Here is a 22,500-nt window from a genome sequence, read left to right on the forward strand (position 1 = left end):
TCTCTCGCGATTGTGAGTGGCACCTACATGTTCGCGCAGACCATGACCGCCCAAACGTGGTCGACTTAGGACATTTCAGCATCAGCCGATAGATTGATGTACCTTAGTAATCTTCGGGATTCGACCAGACGCGTGGGCCTAGCGCAAGCCGTGCATATTTGGCCACATGCGGAAAACAAAGCCGGCCAGCTCGGGTCGTATGCCGCCTCGCACAGTAGTCAGAGACACCGACGCGCTATCTGCGGTTGAGTGCGGTATGTACCTATGCGGTGAGCTCAAGTTAGAAATAGTGCGCGCAGAGAGCTTTACGGCTGAAGGTCGAACTCAGAGATTGAGTTGCGCCGGGACGAACACAAAACGAGAAAAAGGAGACTTGCCGTGACAGTCCGTGCTGCTGTTCTAATTGGCGTTGATCGGGCTGGCAATCTGCCAGAGTTATCAGCGGCGGCGGCTAACGCCGAAGCGATGAGTGAATGGGCTCTAGCTCAAGGCATGACGCAACAGCATGTGGCGCTGCTCACAGATAGAGATGGGCCAATTCGGATGCATCAAATCGTCGACGCCATTTTGGACGTCATCAGAGATAACGACATTGAACAACTTGTAATCTATTTCGCAGGCCATGGCCTGAATCTTTTCCGTAGCGAGTTCTGGTTGCTGAGCCGGGCGCCCGACGACGTAAACGAATTCGTTAATGTTGAACTGAGCGTGAACGTCGCGTGGACATCTGGCATCCCGAACGTGGTGCTGATTTCGGATGCTTGTCGAACTGTGCCAATCACTGTAGCGGCGCAGACGCTCGCCGGAGGATGCCTTTTCCCCAACAATCCCGCCGATGCGCCCGAGGGGAAAGTTGATCGCTTTTTTGCGACGCGGCTCGGCGATCCCGCGACGGAAGTTCGTGGCTTCCGTGTTCCTAACCATTATGATGCTGTGTATTCGGCCTTGCTGATCGATGCACTGCGAGGAACGCCGGCCGAGATTCTAGACAGGGCGGGCCCGCAAACTTCGCTGGTTCGGACGAGGCGGCTTGCCGACTTCCTGGAAAGAGAGGTGCCGGTAGCGGCTGCGCCGCATAATGTCAGCCAGCGTCCTATCGCTAGGATTTCGTCTGATGAAAATAGTTGGCTCTCTTTGCTTAATAATCCTGCAGGAGAGGATACGTCTACAGCGTACTCGTCCGAAATTTCACTGGGGTATCCGCAAACTCCGGAGGTCCTGATGACCGACGCAACGACCGATTTCATGGATAGACTGCTCTCCAGCGCCATGTCGGGAGACGTCAAGAAGTTCGAACGGGATCTCGCAAGTGCAGACCGCCGTGACGAGGGAATCCAGACCCTGGTTACCGGCTATGAGTCGGCCGTCGGCCGTCCTTCGCGAAAATTATCCGGGCCATCGAAGGCTGCGGGAATTGAGGTTTCTGGCGCTGTGATGAGTAGACTCTATTCGGGTGACCAGGAGCTTACTCGTGAGGGCAACGTCGCATTCGGTGACTTGGGTGACATCCGCGCCTGTAGCGTGCTGCTTGAACTAAACGGTGAAGCTTGTGTAATCGTCCCAACGATAGCGGGAATGCTTTGCCGCGTTCATTTTGCGGACAATCAGATTGTCCACATCTCCTATGAGCCTTACCCTTCGGAACGACGCAAAGCTGTCGGTGAGCGGCCCGCAGATAAGGGTTTGACGATACTGAGCGCCGTCGCTGCGACGGCCGCGCGGTTCGGATTCCTCGAGCTTGCCAGGGCAGAGGGGGAACAAATGAGTTCGATCCTCACGACGCGCAAAAAACTCGATTTGTCGCTGGCACTTTACTCGGCCTACGCATTCAATAGTCGTGGCGAGTTCGATAAAGTGCGTTGGATCGCTCGTCGCATGGGTAACGACTTCGGGTTTCAGTTTCTCGATTTTGCTTTGCTCGCAAGCCCGAAGAAGTTTGAGTCGCTGGGCAAGAAAGTATTTTTCACTTGGTTCCCTATGCTCGCCCAAGGATGGTCTCTGACTTCAATTGCTGAAAAGTTGGACGCTAAATTCTCTCACTTGCTGCCCTATGTGAAATCGTCTGTCTGGACAATGTTTGACCCCGAAGCGTGGTCGCATCTTGAGCGAATCGTAATAGAGGAGCCGACAACCTTTTTCCCGGGAGAGAGCAACCATGGGTAAGAAACTGATACTGATACATGGGCGCTCGCAGGAAAACAAAGATTCGGAAGAACTGAAGCTGGAGTGGATTGGCGCTTGGGAAAAGGGCTTGAAAGCATGTGGCTTGGAGCGGCCAGTAGCTGATAGTGACATCTGTTTTCCATACTACGGCGATGCATTGTACAAGGCCGCATATCCTTCGAAGACTGACGGTGTCAAGTCGCGCGGAGACCTGAACGACAAGGAAGTTGAATTCATCAGCGATGTATTGGGTGAAGTCGCACGCCACGAAGGAATCGATGTTGCCGAGATACCGGTCGAGGGCGACGAGTCAGTCAAAGACCGTGGGCCCGGCAACTGGGCACTAACGCTTGCGACTGCTCGCGCAATTGATCAACAGGCAGGCTTTGCGACGAGCCTTGCAATTATGACGATGGCGCGCGACGTCCATAAATATATGCAAAGGAGTGACGTTCAGCTCGTCGTCGACAAGATAGTGGACGCCGCGTTTGCCACAGACGACGATCTGGTGGTGGTCGGCCACTCCTTGGGAAGCGTCGTCGCATATCGAATGCTTCAGAAGCATTGTGCAACTCTGGGACGCAAGGTGCCCTTGTTCGTGACGCTCGGTTCCCCTTTGGGAATCAGTCGAATCAGAAAACTGCTTTCGCCAGTCAAACATCCTCCATGCGCCGCGACGTGGTTTAATGCACGCGATGACCGAGACGGGGTTGCGCTTTTTCCGTTGGCGCCGCCGCATTTCAAGGTCAGTCCGTCAATCGAAAATCACTCGCAGGTGAAAAACTGGACGGACAACAAGCACGGCATTGTTGGATATCTGGACGATCCCGTTGTCGCGAGACGAATTTTCGATGCCTTGATTCAGTGAGCCACACAGCCAGTTTGCGCGAGGTGCATTTGATCTGGTCATTGTCTGTTAGAGCTCAAGACGTCAGCGCGCAGGCAACGTACAAATGCCGAGCGCTATAGTGCGCGACATCTTCTTGCCTGGTTGAATGCCCGAGATGACGCGTTTTGCGGGAAGGCGCCTCGGCGACTTTGCCGCTGATTGATCGGTGTAGACAAATGCCTTCGGATGGAAGATTCGCGGGAGAATCGCCAGGTAGAGATCGGAACGAGGGCAAAAAAATACCCGGAAATCCGGGTATTTTTCAGTCAATCTTTAATAGTCTATTCTTTCGTCGGCGACCTCAAGGCGTTCGACGGTATCTCTGAGCTCTTCGATAGAGTCGGTAATTTCAGCAGAGAACGATGATTGTCCCTCAGGGGACAGGCCAAAGACGCGTTGGAAATCAGCAGGCTCGCCTTCGATACTGACGCCGAACAAGCCTTCGTGAATCACCCTGAAACCTTGGTCGTCAAGAACGTGTGCGACCTGAGCCACCGCTTCCCGGGCTGGCGGTTGGTTTTCGTCGTCAAACGTGTCTTTGAGCGTTACCGTGGCTAGGATGGACATCACTCCCTCCTTTGGAGGTTGTTGGCGTAAGTATAGAACCCGATTCTTACAGTCAGTTCCTGGCTAAACTTGTGCCAACGCTGCGGCCGCGTCCACGAAGCCGAAGCCGCAAGCAATCGACGGTTTCGGGCCCGCCGGATTACCTTGTGCGCTCACGCCTTTAAATACGTCGCGTGAACTGGCACGTAAAATGCTTACTACTTCTTGCTGATCCAATGAGTTTTTCCCGGCCCTATCTTCGGCTTTTTCAAAAAGCAGCGCAACTATACCCGCAAGCTGCGCCGTTGCTGCGCTGGTGCCACCGATGCCGACCCAGCCATCATCAGGATCGGTGTAATCGCAGTCTGGAGGCGGCAGCGATGCATGAGTCTTATCAAGAAAGCTTCCAGGCTGAGTCGGAGACAGTATGTAAATCCCATAAGGCTCACGGCCAGCAAGGCCGCATACGTCTGGCACGTTGCGGCCGCCGGCAGTCACGTACCCGTTCGCTATCTTGCTCGCATGCTTCACATCCTGGTCATCGATGTGAACACCCCCCACAGAGATGACCTCATCCATATTGCCGGGCCATTGAATATGGCCGTTTCCTGCAGCGAAAAGAACGATTCGGTCTTGAGATACAGCATACCGAATCAGCTTGGTGAGTTGTCTGTGCGGTGCCACACCCCAGGAGCAGGAGATGATCTTCGCCCCTGCCTGCAACGCGCTATCGAACGCGACATCGGGCAGCGCACGAATCTGCTGGAATCCGAGGAGCGTTGCATCTGGTGCCACGACAAAGAAGTTCATGGCCATCGCAGTTCCGTGGCCATACTGGTCAATGCCGGGGAAAGGGCACCCGCCGGTAGGCTGTGGTCGATAGCGGTAGCGAGCGAAGTACGGGTGATCCCAGAACCCTGAATCAATCATTGCAACAACAATGCCCTTTCCCGTTGGTCCGTCATCTGGGATGTTGAGGTGACGTCTAATCGAAAGAGCGTCCAGATAGCGATTGGGTATATGGGGTGGCGTGGAGGATATCTGCCTCGCTGCCGCAGAATAAATGGTAGGCGGTGAGAACTCGAGGGACCCAACGCCTTCAATCGTGACGATCCTATCCGGTTTGTCGAGCGGTGCGAGGAACAGCATATCTTCCGTCGGTTGCTCGAAGCGCCGACTTACCGTCGAATCCGTCACATCTGTTAAAGACGCGGCATAGAGACATAGCTTGATTCCCAGGTGTTCCTGAAAAAGTATGTATGGTCCTTCAAACGATGTCGAGAAGATCCCCTTGTGCACGAGCGAGAATCCTCGCGCGAGTAACGCGTCGATGATGCGCTCGCGTCGGCGCTCGTCAGGGCGAAATCTGTCGAAGTCGATGCGGGTGTCGGCCGACGCGTGAAATGGAAACTCTTCGCCGCTTACGCTCGGAGTTTCCAGGCTGAAGAAAACATGCGTCGCAAGTTCCTTGGCTCTTTTCATGAGTCGAGGCGAACGCATCACCACTTCGCGCAGACCTGGTGCGCATGCAATTACATTGGCTCGCCCTGCAAGGCCGCCGAAGTCCTCGAAGGGCTGATTCCGGGGCAAAGAACGCGGTAAGACGAATGATTTCCGCCGAGCCGGCACGCCTCTCTTTCTTCGAAGTGAGGTTTGCGACAGTACGAGGGCGGCTCTTTGCGTTTCGCGTGTTCGCTCCGGGAAGACTTGTGGGCCGGCCGCCATTCGAGCAATCATCAGCCTACGGGCCTTGGGATTGCCTAGGCGCCTGGCGGTCTTTTTCGCTCCACCCCCTGGATTACTGAGTGACAGGCCACGCAGGCTCCTCGCTGTCTTCTTGGCATTCATAGTTAGCTATCCTGCGGTCGGCTATTGCTTTCTATGGCCTTACTGGCCGTCGCACTTCGTCTAATCGAGATCCGAAGTGAAGTGTCGTCGTTATGCAGGTAAGTGCGGAATAGTCTGATAATCAGCGTTTTTGAAGATAGCATAGCGGCGTTGTTTATGCACCCCGAAGACACCTGTCGGCATTCCCTATCCAAGTGTGAGTATGTAATTAGCGTCGTGTCCAGGCGGGATATTCGCCGATTGCGAAGCAATACATTCAGTCACTCGGTGGTACGTTAGCGCCCATCCACAGGAGCGATTGTGTCTTCATATCTGATTCCAGAATTGCCTCGCGCCGAAAACAGTTCCGGCGTCAGTCAGAAAGGGATGGGTTCTTCGTCGTCGTTGGATGTGGCGAGACAGTCGTTGTCAGAAGTTGACTCGGATTCAGTTACGTTCAACGCCCGTTTGATAACAACCGGAAGCTCGAACGCGTGGGCGGTTTCGCTGTCAGACGGCTCATCATCAACGGGATGTCGCGATTGCGCGTTCATTTCATGTATCCACGTTCTTCCTGAAGTGCTTCCGTTGCTGGGATGACGTCAAGGAAACAGCCGTCTTCAAACAGATACAGTACGCGGTATTGCGAGCCCGGCTCCGCCAGACCCAAGGTGTACGTCTCAAGCAGGACTTGCCCGCTTCGCAATTCCAGGCAGGCTGTGCCTCTGCCGTCGGGTCGACCTCTCAGCACAAGAGCCTGCGGTTGTTCGGTCGAAGGTGGCACATCGGCCGACGAAATTCCCGGCAAGGCGATGACCACGCATGCATCGTCCCTCACCAAATCGGGGCGGACGAAGATAGCATTTGCTGTGGTTCTGTAGGAAGAAGGCTCGCAGGCCTGTCGACAGTCTTCCATGATTTGGAGGGCAAGTTCCCAGTTCAGTGCATCGGTGCTGAGCTGGATAGTCAGAATTTTGGGTTCATTCATGGCAAAGCTCGTTAATTTATTTTTTCGATGTGGTTAAAAGGATCGCGGCGGGAGTGCGAGTGAAGCAGAGCCGTCAGCGCTACTTTTATAATAGAAAGCCGTTTTATCCGGGCGCGAACGTGTTCGATTTTTCAGAAAAAAATTGCTACCGCGTCCAGAATTGTTTGACCTGCAAGCTGCGCGAAACTCAAATTTCCCATGATGCGTTGAGCGCAAATCCATGGCATGAAGACGAACTTGAGCGCGATGCCGCGCGGCCGCGTGGACGTTCGCATGGCGAGTTGGAATTGAAAATGGATATAAATAATTGGAATTGCTTTGATAATAATTTTAATGGATTTAAATTGTGATTTGATAACGATTTGCCATAGAGAAAGTGAGCGGTTAGTATCGAGTAGCGTTATGGGGATGTGGAGTCGTGGTTAAATTTGTATTAGGTGAAAGAATGGAATCAGGGAAGTTCGAATCAACCGTAGGGAAAGAGTTGATTCAGTTTGGGCGGCTGGAGCGTGCCGGTGAGATGGCGGCCCGTATGAATGGCGCGTCAGCTCTGCGCTCGGACACGCCAGTTTTCGTTACCTCTGTTGACGATGCAAAGTTTCTACGCCATGTAGACGGAGGGGCATCAATGGCGATTGGTGCAATCGAAGCGGATGCGTGCGTCATCATCACGGTGCAAGTACAGACCGGGGGCGCTCTGTACACATGGCTTGCTGACCCTACTGACTCGGAAGTTTGGCATGCAATGGACCGCATGGACCAGACCGGGCATGTAGCATTTGCTTTTGAGGGCGACGCCGACACGTGGCTTCAAGGTTTCGGCGTTCGACACAAACGCGGTATTCACAAGTACAGACGGGAAATGGGGCGCAAAGGGGTTCTTTTTTTGCAGGAAGCGATGTATAGGATCGCTAGCGGGACGATTTCTGAAAGCTTGAACAGCCTTATAGCCGACCTGACGGTGACGTATTCGCCGGTGAGTATCCTGGCGACGCGAGACGTCGTCACGGCCGCAGAAAGGCTATACGCCGGCTTCTCTGCTTGGGATGGGCGTGGCTCAAGAGGCGGTTCCAAAAATTAACGTTATCGGAAGATCTGCTTGAGAGCGTAGACGAGGAAGGAAAAGACCCTGATAGTCTCGGCCAGTCCGTATGCGTTGACTATGCGCCAAACGGAAGTCAATCTGGCGGGTGGTCCTGCTGTCGGGAAGGCTCTGCAACTGAAGCAATGTCGGCGGATATTTGTTATGCAGTGCCATCCCCGATTGCGTGACCGCTCTTCGTGATAAACCCTCACAGGCCGCTCGAATGCTCAACAACCGTTTTGATGCCTATTGCCTGCTACGCAACCTCGGGGCATCCGCACGATTGATCCGGCATGTCGAGCTCGTTGGCGAGGCCGGCGAGGCGCTTGTCGCAAATCTGCAGAAGCGTGGCATCCATTTTGACGCCAATTTCGTTGAATGCGGAATTGCGATCCACGATGCCGGGAAAATGCTATTTCCTGAGGAACTGGACGGACCAGGCAGTCAGCATGAGGTCGCGGGCGAGCGGATGTTGCTTGAGCGGGGCGTCGACCCAAAGCTGGCGCACTGTTGCGTCTCGCACGCTGTGTGGGCTGCTGATGGCGTCACTTTTGAAGAACGGCTTGTTGCGCTCGCCGACAAACTGTGGAAGGGAAAGCGGGAGAAGGCGCTTGAGCTTGTAATCATTGATAGCGCGGCCGAGCGGTCTGGACTTACCCGTTGGGACTTGTTCGCGGAACTCGACATCCTGTTTGAAGAGATTGCGGCAGGAGCAGATGACCGGTTGGCGCGAAGCAAAGTTGCTTGACTGTCGACAAAACGGTGTCGCGCCGCTCGGCGGCAACACGGTTGAAGTCTGCAAGGAAGTTTTTGAGGCCTGTCTCGTGGTGTCCGGACGAAGCGCGCGGTGCCAGCTGCAGGCTGGGTTTATGGATAAAACCAGGAGCAATACGTGGTTCTTACTACTTGCTCCTTCTTGCCATGTCGACTGACACCAACTCGCCTTCCAGCGAAACCCTTGAGTTCCCTAACCAGGATTGCGTCGACGACATCACTGACAACAGGGATGACGTTGACTACGATTACGAGCCGCCTATTCCGTATGACTTCCGTCACCAATGGGCCGACCGCCCGGTGGAGTGGGCTCTGTCGTACGCCGCCAACCAGATTCGACAGTTCGACCGGGGCCTCGATTTCTACAGGAATCTCAATCCGGATAGTATCGAGACGTGGGTCTTCGACGTCTATCCGGAGTTGCTTGAGACCCTTCGCGGGGACAACGCGGTCGAAGAATTCCTTTCCAGGTTGGCCCGACACTGCCGCATGCTGCAAGCCGCAGCATTGCTCGCAAATGAGGTTCTCCAGGTGCGCCAAGGCTTGAGCAGCCCCCTCACGTCGGCGCTTGCCCTATGCGAGGAGTTTTTCCCCGGCTGGCTTTCGACCATTCAGACCCAGGCTGAATGGAGCTGGCAAACTCGACTTCCCGGCCCGGTCGCTGAGCTGTATGGAAAGTGGCACGCCAGCGAGTACACGAGCAGGCACCACAGTGATGGTATGGTCGGTCATTCAGAGGCCCTCAGTTGGGACTTTTCTGACGAGGCCGACGAGGAGCGTGAAAATGTCACAGCGTATCTGCTGGAGCGAGATTCTTTTCCGTTAACCATAAAAGCCTGCACTGACGAACGACTCGCTCTCGTCGTGCGCGCCCCTGCGGGAACCGACATCGCGGCTCTCACGAGAATTAACCGGACAGCTCTGGCTGTCTGCGAGCGCGAGGCTCACAGGGCTTCGTGGGACTTGTCGTTTGGACACGGCATATTGTCGCTGCCAGTACTGAAGCACGAAGATATCCTCCTCAAGTTCCGCAACCACGCGCCAGTCATCTTTCATTTTGACGGTAAAACATTGCTGGCCGAGTATGACTGGAATCCCATTGCCTTTGGGCACGAATATATCAAACTGGCAAAGGAATTAAATCCCGGCACCGACACTGCCAGACTACCTCCACGGATGATGTGTAACCTGCATCCGACGGCGATACGAATTGAGCGCATCTGCCCAATGCTGAAGTACGCGTTTCCGGGTAGAGCGTCGGTAGACGCTGCCGTGAACATCGAGGCCGACGACGATTACGTACCTTTCTGAAGGCGGGGCTTGGCGCGCTGGGGAGTCGTAACGGGCAAGCAAACTCGGGGGCAGTGTCCATCATCGGCGGCGGGCACAATAACCTACACGCCAAGGCTTCACAATAAGTCTGTCTCGAAGAGCCGTCACTGCGACATCTTCCCAATGCAAAGGTCCATGCTGCTCGGTCAATCGGGTACCGGCTAGTTGTCAACTAGAACGTCGAATGCAGTTGCAAGGCGATTGGTTTCAGCAGCCATACCGATGATGGCAACCATTTCGGCGAAATCCTTGTCTGTCATACCCTTGGCTCTGGCAGACCACTCAACAGTTCGATGTCGCAGGCGGAGTCACCCGGCTGCAGGTCTACAGTCATCGCTATATACGAGGTTTGACAGGTAAACAATCGAGGTCAATCATCGACACCGTCGAAAATACTGCGGTCGGTCAGCACCATTAAAGTATGTCAATGCGCAGGAAGTGCATATGTGAATTAACTAGGCCTGAAGATCGTGATAATTCACCAGTTTTGATCAACTGATAGTTGATGCGCCGCAGGTACGTCGTTACCCTCAGGATCAAATTTGGCCTTCACGTAAAATAACATTGCCTGTCGTAGGCTCAGCGTGGCCTCCATGCTCTGCAGCGGCAAATCATATTCCAACGCGATTGCCTGACGCTTCTCAAGTGCAAGATCTCGGTTGGGCGTTACGAGTACATTCACGACCGTCGTCCAGTCGAGATCGCCAGAGGGGTCAACCTCAGAGTTTTTTACCTTTCGTGTTGCCAGAATCCGGCCCAGCACAAAGTCCCTGAATTCATCTCGTGTATGGCAGTATGCGCGGACATGCCATCGTTCTCCATCTGAAGCGAAGGCATGCGGCGAGAGCCATCGCCAGCCAGGCTTTTCTCCGGTCATTGATTGATATTCCACTTCGATCTTTTGCCGTTCCCGCACCGCAGCCACCATAGCCTGCAGCACCTGAGGCGTGGCACGACGATTCGGTAGGGGCCAGCGCGCAACAGGCACGAGCGGGGAATCGATACTCGCGAATTCGTCGAGCGTTTTGGGCTTGATCAGTTTCGGAACAAATCCTGGCAGGGGGAGGTAGCGCCTGCGTGATTTGTTGTATTCCATATTGTCCGGATACCGCTCCATGTAGGTGCGGAAATCCTTGGCAGCCTGAATCGGGTTGATGCCGAAAGCGTCAATAAGGTCGGCTCGCTGCAATTCTCCCCGCCAGAACAGACATCGTTCCAGATGCATCAACCGTTGGACAACGGTTTGCGGCAAGTCGTCTGCGTGAGTTGGTGCGAGGGTGTGGTCTACGGTTTGAGGCACGAGGCTGGTCCTGTCCGGAAAACCCGAGGCGCGAGTTAAGTGACGCCACCGCCGAGGCGGAGCCGACCCTGTAATTATATCCAGTATTGACAGATACTAACATCGACCATTACTCTGCGCTACATGTAGCGTAAAGCTATGCATAGTATAAAGCTACTTATAGTCATCGATGTTTTGAACAGGGGTTAATGTGAGCGATCCAGTCACGACGCACGCGGTACATGAGAGGCCACGCTTTGCGCTGCAGCGCGTGTTGCTGGTCGATTCTTATACCGCCGGTCGAATCACGGAATTGCCTGTTGAAGGCGGGACGGCAATCGTGAGCCCCAACGGACGAGGGAAGACCTCGTTGCTTCAGTTGATTCCAGCGTTCTATGGCGAGCGGCCCGACCGGATTGTGAAGCCGGTCAGCAATCAGGGGAATTTCGCACGCTATTACTTGCCGCGATCCACGTCATACATCGTCTTTGAATACCGGCGAGATGGAGTTGAATGCTGCGCGATTCTCTGCGCGGATGCGTCAGGCGATGGTGTGGAATATAGATTTGTACGCAGCGGGTATCGGCGTGAGTGGTTTGTGCACGACGACGAGGCCACCCTTGTTGAAAACGCCAATCTGCTAGAGCGACTTAAAGTGAACGGCGCACATTGCACGAGAAAAATGCCGCTTGACCAGTATCGCGCAATCATCCAGGCCAAGCGAGCTCACGGGTCAGACCTCAAGCAGCATCGTCGCGATATTCTCGACTATGCCTACGGACCGGGTACCCATCCGCTGCTACACATCGAGCGCATCGTGTTTGGGATGTTTATGCGCAAGTCTAATTTCGTCGATCTGCAACGGATGATCGTTGCGACTGTGACCGACGCTGCAGGAAAAATCGCGTTGGGTGCGGAGCGAAAGAAGATTGAGGCGTGGCCGGATGCGTTCGCGAGCTACGCAGCCGTGATGGGCGAGGCACATCGGATGGACCAGGTGCAGCGATCGTACGACGCAGTGCTCGCCGCCGAACAGGAACTTCGGAACATCCATGGGCGATTTTTGTCGTTCGACCGGATGCTCGAAGACGAGCAACTGCAAGAACAACGCGAGCAGACTCTAGCCAGGCAGGAGCTGACGACTGCGGAGCAGGTGTATCTTGAGGCACGTCGTGACATGCTCGAGCTGATTCGCACAGCCGATCGCGCAATACTTGAAACTGGTGCAAAGCTCGAATCTTTACATCGACAACAGGAACACTACCGGGATCAGGGCGTGGAGGCCAAAGCAACCCTGCTTGACCGTGAGAACGAGATTGCACAAAGTCACACGCAACTGGCTTTGCGCAAAAACGCCTTACTCAGTGAATTGTCGAACATCGAAGACGAGTATCGAAAAATACTTGATGGTGCTGCGCTGGAACACAAGGATAGAGAGGTTGGGTTTGAGCGGCGGCGTGCGAAAGTGAGGGAAGCAAGCCAGTCTCGGCTGGACGCGCTTCACGTTGAAAGCCGGCAGCAGGAAAACGCTGCGCGACTGGCATCCGAGGCGGCTGAGAAGGAAATTCAGGCGTCGGTCGACCACGCTACACAAAGTGTGGGCCAGACAAAGCAGCAGTTGGATAATCCGCAGCCTGCGCCGGAACTGGTCGAAATCGCGGAGCAACAGCAGGCTAAAGCCGATGATGCACGTGTAAGGCACGTAATCGCCATCGAGCACGAAAACGAAGCGAAAAAGGCATACGAACAAAGACGCACCGCGTTCTCGCAGACCGAGAGTCAGCTGCGCAATCTCGGCGTCCAGATCACGAACGATAATAAGCATCTCGATTCTCTCCTGATGCAGGCGTCGCCCGATGAGAGTAGCGTCCTCTATGTTTTGCGCGACAAGCGACCAGACTGGGCTCGTGACATTGCCAAGGTGCTGCGTGAGGATATTCTGACGCGTACCGACCTATCTCCGGTTATCGGTGCGATTCAGGACAGTGTGTACGGTCTTCAACTGGACCTGGAACCTTTGGACACGCCGCTTGTAGCCGATGAACTTGCAATGCAGCGGGCCATGGAGGCGACCCGGGAGGGGCTGAAGCGGCTTGAGTTGCGTGTAGAGGAGCAACAGGCAATTCTTTCTCAGAATGCCATCGAGAGGCAGCGCGCGGAAGAGTCAGTCAACCTTCGGTCGGCCGAAACAGCAACGGCGAAGGCGGCACAGTCGTCCGCTGAACAGCAATTGAAGACCGCTCGGCTTGAAGTGCAACGAAGTCGCGACGCCGCCAGGGAAGCTGCGCAGCAAGCACATACCGAAGCGACGCGTGTCCGGACTGCCGCTCAGCAAAAGCTGTCGGAGCATCGCAAACGGCTGGAGCAGGAGTTGTCTGCTCTTGCGACCAGACACGACCAACGCGCTGGCGATATCAAGCGCGAACTTGGGGAATCGTTGAACGACATTGACCACAACGAAGCCGACGAAAAAAAGCGTTATGAAATTGCAACGTCGCAGATTGACGACGAGCGTAAGGCGAAACTGAAGGCGAGCGGTGTTGACACAGTGGCACTGAGCGCACTGGAAGAGGAGATAGCAACTGCCGCTGCACAGTTGAAAACAATCGCCGACTCGCGCAACCTGGTTGTTGACTGGCGCCGTTGGTTGAGCCAGGAGTGGAGTCGCAAGCCTCAACATGAAGATGAGCTTGCCCGGGCTCGGAAGGAGAAGGCAGTTCACGCCGGCACCCTGGAAACATGTGAGAACTCGTGGAAGGAGGACGCGAAGCAACGAAACGGGCGCATTAGCGATATCGGCAAAAGATTGGATGAAATTGGGGGTAAGCGAGCCCAGCTTGGACGTCATCGACATCTTTTGGCTCCCTATCCGGTCGATACGGACACGCTTCCTGAATACGACCCTGCATGGCAGGCTGTCACACTGGTCGGTCAGACGAACGAGCAGCGTCGCGCGCTTGGCATGCATGAGGACCGTCTCCAGCAGGAGATTGGTGCGATTAAGCGGGTGTTCACGTCCAGCAGACACTCCCCGTCCGACCAGTATTACGAAACACAAAGGCAAATTATCGGACCGGACCGGTCAGACAGGCCGCGAGAGTGGGTACCCTTGTTCAAAGCATGGTACGCGACCGACCACGAGCACTGCCGAAATCTGCTCCGGGTCGATGCGCGGACTATCGCCGAGGCGGTTGGAGATTTTCGGGACCGTATGGATACCTTCCATCGGAAGGTTCAGCAGTTCAATCGCGAACTGCAGGAAAGCCTTAACTCTAACCAGGGTTTCCGAAGTATCGGAGGATTGACGGTCGAAATCGTGTCGTCCATTCGGGAGCTGGAGTACTGGGGCACCATTGAGCGGGTCACCGAATCCCGTCGTGAATGGATGGAGGGTGACCTTGCGGACTTGCCGCCGCCGGAGTTTGGCATTGCACTGCGCGAGCTTCTCAATCACTGGCAGTTAAAGGAGGGCATTCAGGCAGAATTGACCAATCTCGTTCGAATTCAGGGTGAAGTCATCGAGAACGGCAATCGCCGCCCGTTCAAAAAGGCCGAAGACCTTGAACGGATTTCTTCTAACGGGCTGTCGTATATCGCGATGGTGTTGATATTTGTCGCTTTCATCAACCGTGTGCGAGGCAACACTCCTATCAATGTCGTATGGGCGCTTGACGAGATTGGCGCGCTCGACACCGGGAACGTCATATTGCTTGTCGAAATTCTGACGAAAAATAACATCACGTTAGTGACAGCGTGCCCCGACCCAAAACCGGATGTTTTAGCGCTGTTCCGAAACCGGCGTTCCATCAGCGGCGACCGGCGCATCTACGATCCGTCACCGGCTGTGCCGGTTCCGGTACATAACGCAGCTGATGAGACAGACGAGGTTTTCAATGTTTGACGTAGCGATGTCCCTGTTACTCTCCGGCGAATTTGTTTGTGAGGTGCGTTATCCGGATGCCTATAGGTTCTTGGCCGTAGATGCGCATCAGAAGGACGCGAACGCCTATCTCGCTCGCATCAATCGAACGCTCGCCACGACCGAGCAAGGCGGCGCATGGTATGCGGCCTACGACCGGATCGATCAGGACGAGAAACGCGCGATAAAGGACGAGTTCACGCAAATCAAACAGAAGATCAGGTTTCTCGTCGATTTTTTCGTGAAAGCGATGCGAGCGACCAATCAGGAAGTCTTTTATTCGCGTGGGGACAAGATTGAAGCGCACGCCCTTATGGCCGCTATCGACGGCAACCCCGGCCTTCGGGCCGAATTTCAGGCGATGGCAACGGTGGGGCGTGGCGGCGCCACGGACGGCAAGATGAAGGGTAGCCTGGACAGGCAGCTCAACTTTCTTGTTGATAACGGCTATCTGGTCGTTTCAAATGCGGATCGTGAGATCTATCAAGTTACTGGCAAGATTGAATATTTGACCGAAATCGTGCAGTTTCTGATGACGACGGACAGCATTCCGGACGACATGGGGGACGAGCAGGATACGACAGCCCTGCTCATCTAAAATTATATGGCTGAAAAATCAGATTTGGTCATCGCTTATCTGGGAAAGCTTTCCAGGTACAAAGAACTGATCGCGACGGCTTATCACCGGGGATCGATTGACGCATCGGATACTCGTGACGGTGGGCGGGGAATATTCGAGCTCACCCAGGCGCGTGTGCTTGTACCTTACAGGGAAGGGACGTATCGTCTCGCGTCGTCCCTGTCGAAGCATCTCGATGAAGTATTGCAGATTGAGCGGCTCTATTCGGCGGCAGGGGCCAATGTGTCGGAGCTCGCCCAGCGGCTGCCTAACATTGCCGGTCTCGTTGCTGACGCAGTATTTGACGGCCGGATCGATGACGCTGACCGATATATCGATGAGTTTGACCGCGCTGTATTCGAGCTCGCAGACAGCGTCACGGCCGCATTGCAGTCGCTGCGAATACAGGCTGACAACAGGTTCGCAAATGTAAGCAGCTACTCCGAGAAGCGTCGTCAGAACGAGTTCTATCTCGACCGGGTAGAGCGTATCAGTGAGGCATTGAGCGCCATCCAGTCAGGAGACATGATCCATTCGCTCGAGTCCACGCCCGAGGGTGAGCGCATGCTGGAGTCGTACCGTTCACAGATTGCAGATCATCTTGCAGAGTGGCGCGCGCAGCTACTCGACATCACAGCGATACTGCGTGAATACCTGTTCCGGACGCGGCAGATTGAGTTGATCGCGCGACGCATGCGTTCGTTCGAGCTATTCCTGAAAAGGACTCCAGCGTACGTTCCGCCGGACGTCGAAAGCATTCCCGATACGCCGGACTGGACAAGGCGCGCGGCGGATATTCAGCTAGTTGCGCATGCCTGCGTGCAGAATACTGCGCAGGACGAAATTCTTCTAGACATCGCGAGATCCATCCCGGCGATCAAGCCGATCACTATCGCTGCGCCTCGTATAGGTAAGCTGTTAGCTGACGCACCAATTGAGTCTGATGAGAACGAGGCACGGCCGCAGGCATGGGAAGAAGCCGTGTCTGTGATGCTCGACAATCTGGACTCGACACCCGTTTCTGCGCTGGAATGGAAAGCGGGTCATGTGGAAATCGCCACGCTTGACGATGACATCTGGTTGCTCTGTTTGTTACACGAGGAGGAGAAAAATCTTCCTCGGCATGCGACGCTGCGTTTCGAACATGTTTCTGGACAGGCAGAGCGTCTGTCCGGAGTGATTCCACTCACCGATATTGTTGTGTCGAGGCTCCTACCGTGACCGATAAGAGTCTTGCAAGGGCGTTGCTTCGGATTGTCCAGAGCCCGATTGAGCAGACTGAGTTTGTTAAGTCTGCGACATTGCTAGAGTTTGTCAAAGATACCGGAATCGGTCTTCCCAGGGGCCGTCGGATTCTATTCAACGAAAAGCACAAGGAGCGAATCCGGTCCTGGTTAAGGGCAGACAATATCGATCCGCAGACAGCTCTCGATGCGTGGACAAATCTCAGTCGTTCTGAAGCGCTGAAGATTGGGCCAGACGAAAAATGGGCGGGCGTAGCAGTCCGTTCGCAGCGCATTGCCTTTAAGGCGCTTAACGAAAAAGCTATCGTTACTGGCGGCGCACCAATTTTCCTACCGCCTACGGCGAATATGGAATGGACCTGCGCCGAGGCGCTCGACGCTCTTCAGCACGACGCAGTGGTCGTTGTTGAAAACTGGGAGGTATTTGAGCATGTAAAAGGTTTGCAACTGGACATAAGCCACGTATCTCCCAATCCGCTCATCCTGTGGCGCGGTGGGTCAACGACCGCATCAGTGGGCGCCGCCATGCGATTTATCGAGGCCTTCGGTCGGCCGGTGTGGTCAGCACCTGATTATGACCCTGAAGGACTCGCAATCGCGGCGCGGCTACCGCATCTCGCTGGAGTCCTTGCGCCTCCTGACGAAGAACTTCGCAAGCTTCTGGAGAGTTCGCATATGCACGATCGATACAATCAACAACTGCCCGGTGCACTGGCAACTCTAGACAGGGCAAGTCACCCAGACGTCAAACGATTGTGGGCTCTCGTTCGAGCAAGTGGTAGTGCTCTTCCGCAGGAGCGGTTGTGTTTGCGCAGTTAAGCTTTTCAGTGCGTGACTCGCCTCCGCAGGTAATGGAAAGGGTGAGCAGCTGGATTGCCACACGCACAACAAGGATCGGAACGGCGAAATCTGGCAAACCGTGGATGATTTGTCAAAGACAAGGGTTAGCTTACATGCGGCGAAGAGCCGACGCGACATGCGTAATCAAGTTATCAGTCGTGTAAGGAACCGATGAATGTTGGCGCGGTATCACATGTTGTCGCAATAGGTTTTCTGGAAACGTTTAATCTCCCGACCTGCATTCTTCGAAAAAGTGGTGTGCCGAGCGGGTAGCGCTGGCCAATTTGCGAACGTTTTCGACAGCGTCGCGAACGTTGTGTTGGCGCTGCTTTCACGACTTTGCGTTTAAGGCATTCGGGCCAGTCCGGGGATTTTGGGGTCGTTTCACGACACTTCGCTGGAAGGCGGGTATTGAATCCTAGCCGGAACCCCTGTCGTTACAGGATCGGGATTCTCAACTCTTTTGTTCACGGACACGTCGGCCGCGTTGGGGATTCGCAGGGGATTGTGTGATTGACAGCGCGAAATGGCTCGGCTTTCAGCGTGAACCGTTCAGCTGCTAGCGAGTGGCCTGGCTGTCAGCGCGAGCGGCTCCGCTGTCGGCGGACAGCTTGTGTTGCGCGGGCTCCGGCGAAGCCTCAGAAGCGGCCTCGCTCAGCGTGCCGCCCGGATCGAAGCCGGTGGGCGGCGCACCTAACTCACGCCGGAACATGTCGCTAAAGCTGCTCGGCTGGAAGCCCAGCGAACGCGCGATGCTGCTGACCGAGCGTCCCTCCGCCAGGCCTGACACGGCGACCGCGAGTTGCACTTGACGCCGCCATTCGGCAAAGCCCACTCCCAACTCACGCGTGAAGAGGCGCGCCAGCGTGCGCACGCTCGCGCCGACCGAAGCCGCATGCTGTTCGAAGCTGATCGCGATCGACGGGTTGTCGATCACCGCGCGGCATAACGCATCGAGCCGCCGGTCCGAGGCGTCGGGCAGCGCGATGCGCAGCGACGAGCGCGGCGCGTGCCCCAGTTCCAGCATGGCGAGACGATACGCGGCGTCGAGATAGGTTTCGTCACGATCATGAGTGCGCTCGTGTTCCGCAATCGAGGCGATGAGTTCGCGCAGCAGGCCGTTGATCTCGAACACGTCGCCGCGCCGGCTCAGATGACCCACATTGCGCTCGTGCAGATAGAGATTGCGCATCTCCACCTCGCTCATCATGTGGATGGAGTGAACGGTGCCGGCCGGAAGCCATACCGCGCGCTGCGGCGGCACGACCAGCGCTTCGCGGCCGACTTCCACCCACATCACGCCCGAGACCGCGTACAGCACCTGCGCCCACGTGTGCGAATGCGGATCGATGCGCAGTCCACGCGGATAGTGCCGCGCGAGCGAGCGGGCATCGGCGTCGTCATGGAGTTCGGGAGGTCGGGCTTTAGGCACGGCGGTTCGGTTTGCTGTCGCGTATGAAGGTCGCGGACCTTGCTGGTCCGTGCGCAAAGCATAGCGCGAGCCCCGAAGCGGCGCCTGGATTCCGTTACGTGCGGTGCCCCATCAACATCAGCAGCACCGAAAGGGTCACCACCGATCCCACCGTCGACAGCAAAATCGTCCGCGACGTGATGTGCGCCTCGCGCCGGTAGAACTCGGCCAGCATGAACGGGCCGGTGCCGGTGGGCAGTGCGGCCAGCACGACGGCCATCTCGACGAGCGAGGGCGAGAGCCCGAACACGCGCGCCGCGAGCCACCACGTCAGCGCCGGCTGCACCAGCAGCTTGACCCCGGTCAGCAACAGCGAGATGCCGCCCGAGCCAGCCTCCGACGGACGCTTTTCCGCGAGGAACAAGCCAAGGCTCACCAACGCGCACGGACTGGCGGCGCCACTCAGCAGCTTCAGAAACGTCTCCGCGCTCTGCGGCAACGCGACGTGGGTGCTGGCGAACAGCACGCCCGCGATCGGCGACACGATCAGCGGATTGCGCGCCAGAGAGCCCAGCACTTTCAGCGCTAGCTTGTGCGGCGTGCGCTCGCTCTGCAAGCCGATTTCGATCAGCACGATCGCAACCGCAAACAGCACGCACGCGACGAGGATCGTGGCGATCGTGGTCGGCGTCAGGCTGGCTGAGCCGAACGCGATCAGGGCGAGTGGAAAGCCGATGTAGCCGGTGTTCGGATACGACGCCGCAATCGCGTCGACGCTCGCATCGGCCAGATGCCGGCCACTCAGCATGCGGATGACGAGAATCAGCACGAACACGCTGACGCAGCCGATCGAGAACGTCGCGACGAAGCCTGGCTGGTAGAGCTGCTGCCAGGTGGCGCGTGCCATCGTGTCGAACAGCAGAGCCGGCAGCGCCAGCCAGACCACGAAGCGGTTCAGTTCCGATGCTGAATTCGGTCCCAGCACGCCGCGCCGGCGGCAGGCAAAGCCCGCGAAAATCAGACCGAATACGGGAAGCAGAATCTCAAGAGTGGCTAACATCGGTGCAAATAGGCGTGGGCGGTTGGAGCGATGCGCCAGCGTAGTGGCTTGCGTTGATACAATCCAATACTGTTTTTGGTCTCCGACAATACCTTTTTTGCATCGTCGTTCAGCCTGAGGGCGTCGTGATCGATATCAAACCGCTGCGTTACTTCGTGACACTGGCCGAGGCGCGCCATTTCGGCCGGGCGGCGGCGCGCCTGAATCTGTCGCAGCCGCCGTTGAGCCGGCAACTGGCGGCGCTGGAAGCGAGCCTGGGCGTGACGCTGCTCGAGCGCAGTCCGCGCAGTGTCACGCTGACGGCGGCGGGCGAGCGCTTTTACGCCGATGCGAAGGCGATTCTTGCGTCGGTGGAACAGGCGGTCAGCAACGCGCAAGCCGCGGCGCACGGCGACGCCGGCAAGCTCGCCATCGGCTTCACGATGTGCGCCGCGTACAACGTCGTGCCTGGCTATGCGCGCGCCTTCGGCGCCGCGTTTCCCGAGGTGGCGTTGAACTTGCGCGAGGTCGTCTCGAACGATCTGGCCGCACAGGTGCTGGCCGGCCAGATCGACGCGGCGATCATGTTTCCGAACGTGCCCGACAAGGGCCTCGCCACGCGCACGATTCTCCGCGAGCCGTTGTGCGTTGCGCTATCGCGTGGTCATCCGCGAGCACGCGCACGGCGTCTGAAGATCGCGCAGTTGGCGGGCGAGCCATTCGTGCTGGCGGTGGAGGAAGTCGCGCCGACTTTGCGCGCGACCATCCTCGAGCATTGCCGCTCGGGCGGCTTCGAACCGGATATCCGCTTCGAAGTGCAGTTGCAGCAGACCGTGCTCAGTCTTGTCGATGAAGGCGTGGGGGTGGCGCTGGTGCCGGCCTCGATGCGCAAGACGCAACTCGCGGGCGTGGTGTTCCGGCCGCTGGTTGACGCGCCGCTGATCGAGCAGGTGCTGGCGTGGTCGCCGGCTAATCGCAATCCCTGTCTGGCGCGGTTTCTTGAGTTGACGTGAGGGGTGGCTTCATGAACTTGCGAGCGTGCTGTCGGCGGGTGACGGCGGGTCGTCGGGATAGCGCAGCGAGTCCTGCTTGATGCGCCGTCGGCACCAGAAGGTCCACCCCGTCAGGCCGGCGTAGACCCCGTAGCGCAGTACTTCGGAGGCGACCGCCGCGCGCGGGTCGTTCGGCCAATGCCAGACGATCAGGCTGCGCAGGATGTTCTCGCCTGTCATGCCGAGACCCCATACGAGTGTCATCAGGCGGATGTAAGCGGCGAGGATGGGCCGCTCGCGCCAGTGCTTCTCGAAGCTCTCGGCGCTGCGATGGTCTTCGCGTGACATCGTCGAACGAGCGAGGTAAAACACCAGCGGCCGCCGCAAAGTCAACGAGATCAGGAAGGACACGCCGATCATGCCGGAGACCATCGGCTCTTCGATCGCGCCGATTAGCCGGTCGCCGCCCAAGGCCGTTGCGATCAGCGAGAGCACGATGCCGACCAGCACAAGCGCGCTGAGCGCGTCGAAATGGCGGTAGCGCAGCAGGTCCCAACACATCCACGCGATCAACGGTAGCGCCGACGCGGCCAATGCGCCGGAATGGCCATAGTGCGGGAATGCGAGCCGGTACGCGAGCCACGGCAAGGCGACGTTCACGATCAGCGCGGATAGGTAGCGCAGGCGGGCTTTCATGGACGGAGCGGCGATAAGCGTGGCAGTAGTGCACGAGTTGCGCGCGCGGCTCGCCGACGCGGCTTATCGCACCGGCTTGGCAGCACATGCGTACCCAGGGAGTGTAGGGCGAAGCCCCTTTGCACGCCAGAGTTTGCAGTGCGGCGCGAGCGTCGCCTGGATCGTGGCAGTGAACCTGGTGCACAAAAAATCTGCGATCATCCAGGCACGCTTCAACGCTTCTTAACCCTGAAAGCGTCCACGCTAACTATTCGCTCACCATGCCCACCCGCCCCGCGCTCCTCACCACCGACCGCCTCATCATGCGCCCGCACGCGCGCGACGATTTCCTCGACAGCTATGCGATGTGGTCCGATCCCGAGGTGATCCGCTATATCGGCGGCAAGCCGTTCACGCGCGAAGAAGTCTGGGCGCGTCTGCTGCGTTACGCCGGGCATTGGGCGATGCTGGGATACGGCTATTGGGTGGTGCGGGAAAAAGAAAGCGGCCGGTTCCTGGGCGAGGTCGGCTTTGCCGATTATCACCGGGAGATCGAGCCTTCGTTGCTGGATACCCCTGAGGTCGGCTGGGCACTCGACCCCGCCGTCCACAATCGCGGCTACGCGACCGAAGCCGTGCGCGCCGCGCTCGCCTGGGCCGACGCGCATTGGCCTGACGGCGACACCGCCTGCATCGTCGCGCCGGACAACCAGCCGTCGCTGCACGTCGCGCATAAATGCGGTTATCGCGAACAGCTTCGCACGACGTACAAAGGCAAACCAACCATCGTGATGCGGCGAGCGGCAGGCGGGGTTGCCTGAGCCGTCGCATGGGCGGCGTCGCCTGAGCCGCGCTGGCCGCTGGCCGGTCGCCGCGTGT

General features: G+C 56.9%; 20 protein-coding genes. 12 read left to right on the forward strand and 8 right to left on the reverse strand.

The window, feature by feature from the left end; translation table 11 throughout:
• The first annotated feature begins 378 nt into the window (after window positions 1-378).
• Window positions 379-2,163 carry a hypothetical protein gene (locus P0D84_RS21970; RefSeq protein ID WP_408340320.1) on the forward strand — a complete coding sequence of 595 codons (1,785 nt, stop codon included), beginning with the start codon at window positions 379-381 and terminating at the stop codon, window positions 2,161-2,163.
• Entirely contained in the window at window positions 2,156-3,031 is an 876-nt protein-coding gene (locus tag P0D84_RS21975; protein ID WP_408340322.1) for an alpha/beta hydrolase family protein, read from the forward strand. Before P0D84_RS21970 ends, P0D84_RS21975 begins: the two co-directional genes overlap by 8 nt.
• Window positions 3,032-3,325: 294 nt before the next feature.
• Here the strand turns inward: P0D84_RS21975 and P0D84_RS21980 are convergent, their stop codons facing one another.
• From P0D84_RS21980 to P0D84_RS21995, 4 genes are all read right to left on the reverse strand, one after another.
• Complete coding sequence (locus P0D84_RS21980; protein WP_120306465.1) at window positions 3,326-3,619, reverse strand: hypothetical protein; 294 nt, start codon at window positions 3,617-3,619, stop codon at window positions 3,326-3,328.
• 63 nt (window positions 3,620-3,682) lie between these two features.
• Entirely contained in the window at window positions 3,683-5,080 is a 1,398-nt protein-coding gene (locus P0D84_RS21985) for a S8 family serine peptidase (protein WP_408340324.1), read from the reverse strand.
• A 722-nt stretch (window positions 5,081-5,802) separates the two neighbouring features.
• Window positions 5,803-5,979, reverse strand: coding sequence for a hypothetical protein (locus P0D84_RS21990; protein WP_408340326.1), 177 nt, complete (start codon window positions 5,977-5,979; stop codon window positions 5,803-5,805).
• Window positions 5,976-6,413 (reverse strand): hypothetical protein, encoded by a 438-nt coding sequence (locus P0D84_RS21995; protein WP_408340328.1) that lies wholly within the window; start codon window positions 6,411-6,413, stop codon window positions 5,976-5,978. Before P0D84_RS21995 ends, P0D84_RS21990 begins: the two co-directional genes overlap by 4 nt.
• A gap of 59 nt (window positions 6,414-6,472) precedes the next feature.
• Between P0D84_RS21995 and P0D84_RS22000 the strand changes: the two genes are divergently transcribed.
• From P0D84_RS22000 to P0D84_RS22015, 4 genes are all read left to right on the forward strand, one after another.
• Window positions 6,473-6,763: a hypothetical protein gene (locus P0D84_RS22000; protein ID WP_408340330.1), complete on the forward strand. Its 291-nt coding sequence runs from the start codon at window positions 6,473-6,475 to the stop codon at window positions 6,761-6,763.
• A 95-nt stretch (window positions 6,764-6,858) separates the two neighbouring features.
• A complete protein-coding gene (locus P0D84_RS22005; RefSeq protein WP_408340332.1) occupies window positions 6,859-7,494 on the forward strand; it encodes a hypothetical protein in 636 nt (211 codons plus the stop codon).
• A gap of 226 nt (window positions 7,495-7,720) precedes the next feature.
• Window positions 7,721-8,245: an HD domain-containing protein gene (locus P0D84_RS22010; protein WP_166660580.1), complete on the forward strand. Its 525-nt coding sequence runs from the start codon at window positions 7,721-7,723 to the stop codon at window positions 8,243-8,245.
• Window positions 8,242-9,582: a hypothetical protein gene (locus P0D84_RS22015; RefSeq protein ID WP_408340335.1), complete on the forward strand. Its 1,341-nt coding sequence runs from the start codon at window positions 8,242-8,244 to the stop codon at window positions 9,580-9,582. Before P0D84_RS22010 ends, P0D84_RS22015 begins: the two co-directional genes overlap by 4 nt.
• A 499-nt stretch (window positions 9,583-10,081) precedes the next feature.
• Here the strand turns inward: P0D84_RS22015 and P0D84_RS22020 are convergent, their stop codons facing one another.
• The gene (locus P0D84_RS22020) at window positions 10,082-10,855 is read right to left on the reverse strand and encodes a helix-turn-helix transcriptional regulator (RefSeq protein ID WP_408340337.1); all 774 of its coding nucleotides are present in this window, start codon (window positions 10,853-10,855) and stop codon (window positions 10,082-10,084) included.
• 238 nt (window positions 10,856-11,093) lie between these two features.
• On the opposite strand from P0D84_RS22020, the gene P0D84_RS22025 reads away from it, so the two are divergent.
• The 4 genes from P0D84_RS22025 to P0D84_RS22040 are packed head-to-tail and all read left to right on the forward strand — an operon-like array spanning window position 11,094 to window position 17,483.
• Window positions 11,094-14,783: an ATP-binding protein gene (locus P0D84_RS22025; RefSeq protein WP_408340339.1), complete on the forward strand. Its 3,690-nt coding sequence runs from the start codon at window positions 11,094-11,096 to the stop codon at window positions 14,781-14,783.
• A complete protein-coding gene (locus tag P0D84_RS22030) occupies window positions 14,776-15,399 on the forward strand; it encodes a condensin complex protein MksE (protein WP_120306472.1) in 624 nt (207 codons plus the stop codon). The genes P0D84_RS22025 and P0D84_RS22030 overlap by 8 nt, the downstream gene beginning before the upstream one ends.
• 6 nt (window positions 15,400-15,405) lie before the next feature.
• Entirely contained in the window at window positions 15,406-16,641 is a 1,236-nt protein-coding gene (locus tag P0D84_RS22035; RefSeq protein ID WP_408340341.1) for a hypothetical protein, read from the forward strand.
• Window positions 16,638-17,483 carry a DUF7281 domain-containing protein gene (locus tag P0D84_RS22040; protein WP_408340343.1) on the forward strand — a complete coding sequence of 282 codons (846 nt, stop codon included), beginning with the start codon at window positions 16,638-16,640 and terminating at the stop codon, window positions 17,481-17,483. Before P0D84_RS22035 ends, P0D84_RS22040 begins: the two co-directional genes overlap by 4 nt.
• A gap of 580 nt (window positions 17,484-18,063) precedes the next feature.
• On the opposite strand, the gene P0D84_RS22045 is transcribed toward P0D84_RS22040, so the two are convergent.
• Both P0D84_RS22045 and P0D84_RS22050 read right to left on the reverse strand, forming a co-directional pair.
• Window positions 18,064-18,936: an AraC family transcriptional regulator gene (locus P0D84_RS22045; protein ID WP_408340345.1), complete on the reverse strand. Its 873-nt coding sequence runs from the start codon at window positions 18,934-18,936 to the stop codon at window positions 18,064-18,066.
• Window positions 18,937-19,030: 94 nt separating this feature from the next.
• Window positions 19,031-19,975, reverse strand: coding sequence for an AEC family transporter (locus P0D84_RS22050; RefSeq protein WP_408340347.1), 945 nt, complete (start codon window positions 19,973-19,975; stop codon window positions 19,031-19,033).
• Window positions 19,976-20,100: 125 nt separating this feature from the next.
• On the opposite strand from P0D84_RS22050, the gene P0D84_RS22055 reads away from it, so the two are divergent.
• Window positions 20,101-20,967, forward strand: coding sequence for a LysR family transcriptional regulator (locus P0D84_RS22055; RefSeq protein ID WP_408340349.1), 867 nt, complete (start codon window positions 20,101-20,103; stop codon window positions 20,965-20,967).
• Between the two features lie 9 nt (window positions 20,968-20,976).
• Here P0D84_RS22055 and P0D84_RS22060 read toward each other — a convergent pair whose 3' ends face one another.
• Entirely contained in the window at window positions 20,977-21,642 is a 666-nt protein-coding gene (locus tag P0D84_RS22060; protein ID WP_408340351.1) for a VC0807 family protein, read from the reverse strand.
• Window positions 21,643-21,902: 260 nt separating this feature from the next.
• Here P0D84_RS22060 and P0D84_RS22065 point away from each other — a divergent pair, with 260 nt between their 5' ends.
• Window positions 21,903-22,442, forward strand: coding sequence for a GNAT family N-acetyltransferase (locus P0D84_RS22065; protein WP_408340353.1), 540 nt, complete (start codon window positions 21,903-21,905; stop codon window positions 22,440-22,442).
• Window positions 22,443-22,500: the final 58 nt, after the last annotated feature.

Source organism: Paraburkholderia sp. RL17-337-BIB-A, assembly GCF_046025895.1.
Taxonomy (GTDB): Bacteria; Pseudomonadota; Gammaproteobacteria; order Burkholderiales; family Burkholderiaceae; genus Paraburkholderia; species Paraburkholderia fungorum_C.